The following is a 1,558-nucleotide window of genomic DNA, read 5'->3' as shown; positions in this document are numbered from 1 at the left end:
TAATGATCATTGTGATCTTGAATAAGACCGTTGAGAGATTGTCTAGGCAGTTCTCCAGACGGACCCGTTCCGTCATGACGTTGTTGCCGGGATCGGCTCCTGATTGAGCTGATAGTCTGCTGCCGTTGGCTGGCCAGCTCTTTGTATGTTCCATCTTCCCCCTGGTTTTCGCCGTAGACCGGGATCGCGCCGCCCTCTATCGACCTCGCCAGGGAATTTACATCCTTCTGAAGAACAGAAATGGAATTCTCGCCTTGCGCACGGAGGGCACTGGCAACATGGATTCCCCTCGCGCTATTTTTTCCTGATGCGTCTTTGATGCCATTGGTCAGGGCAGCGATAACCCTCTCCAGCTTTGTTGGTTCGCCATTTTCAAGTTGAACCGGGGCTACCGTTTTGTTGTTGAGCCGGAAGCCGTCCGAGCCCTCAGCATGGCCTGGATAATGATCATTATGACCTTGAATAAGATCGTCGAGAGAGTGTACAGGCAGATGTTCGGACGGACCAATTCTTTGATGCAATTGTTGCGTGGCCCGGCTCTTGATTGAGCGGACAGTCTCCTTCCGTTGGCTGGTCAGCGTCTTATATGTTCCGTTCCCCTCCCGGATTTCGCCGTGGACCGGGATCGCGCCGCCCTCTATCGACTTTGCCAGGGAATTTACATCTTTTTGAGCAACAGCAATGGAATTCTCGCCTTGCGCACGGAGGGCGTTGGCAACATGGTTTCCCCCCGCGCCATTTTTTCCTGATGCGTCTTTGATGCCATTGGTCAGGGCACTGATAACCCTCTCCAGCTTTGTTGTTCCGCCATTTTCAAGTTGAACTGGGGCTACCGTTTTGTTGTTGAGCCGGAAGCCGTTCGAGCCCTCAACACGGCCTGGATAATGATCATTATGATCTTGAATAAGACCGTTGAGGTTCAAAGGGTGAGAACTATTCATAGCAACCCAATCAACATAGAAATGTACATCAAGTTGAAATTAGATATCAAAATAATATGGTCATATTTATTCAAAACTTTTACTTGAAATCGCCAAATCCAAACAAATTGTGTGAACTTCTGACATCGACGCCTCCAAATAGGATTAAAACAAAACCTATCTTTGCACATCTGAGCCAGCGGCGGGCGTCTACATCATCAAGCCCTTTTGCAGCGTCGCGCTTTGGGCGTGTCGCAAAGTTTTTCGCGTTAACCACGCCTTGAGATTTGGCTGTTGAAAGGGCGCTCCAGAGGTTGGAGTTCCGAGTGATGATTTTGAGTGCCATCGTTGAAAAACTGAAACGTCAATCGAAGGATGACTTCAAAGGCAGACAGTTTGAGGCCTGGCTGATCATCCAGGCTGTGTCCTGGTACTTGCGTTATCCGCTGAGCTATCGGGACCTGGAGGGAATGTTCCTGGAACGCGGCTTTGAGGTAGACCACAGCACCATCAACAGGTGGGTTTTGGCGTATGCGCCGCTGATCGAAAAACGGCTACGCCGGATCGCCACGCCGCAGTATCTCCAACGTTCACTCTGACGCGAGCGACTGTCGATGCCTTACAAATTCAATGATGCC

Annotated in this window: 1 protein-coding gene and 1 pseudogene; one reads left to right on the top strand and one right to left on the bottom strand. The window is 50.4% G+C overall.

All coding sequences use genetic code 11. The annotated features are described in order from the left end of the window. A partial coding sequence (locus Q0835_RS29845) for a hypothetical protein (RefSeq protein WP_298967109.1) occupies positions 1-941 on the bottom strand: 941 nt, incomplete at its 3' end. 308 nt (positions 942-1,249) lie between these two features. On the opposite strand from Q0835_RS29845, the pseudogene Q0835_RS29840 reads away from it, so the two are divergent. Next, positions 1,250-1,483 (top strand): annotated as a pseudogene (locus Q0835_RS29840) (IS6 family transposase); the annotation flags it as partial. Between the last annotated feature and the right edge of the window lie 75 nt (positions 1,484-1,558).

The sequence above is a fragment of the uncultured Roseibium sp. genome (genome assembly GCF_947499295.1).
Taxonomy (GTDB): domain Bacteria; phylum Pseudomonadota; class Alphaproteobacteria; order Rhizobiales; family Stappiaceae; genus Roseibium.
The sequence above is the reverse complement of the archived record's forward strand: the minus strand, read 5'-3'. Positions and strand labels throughout refer to the sequence as shown.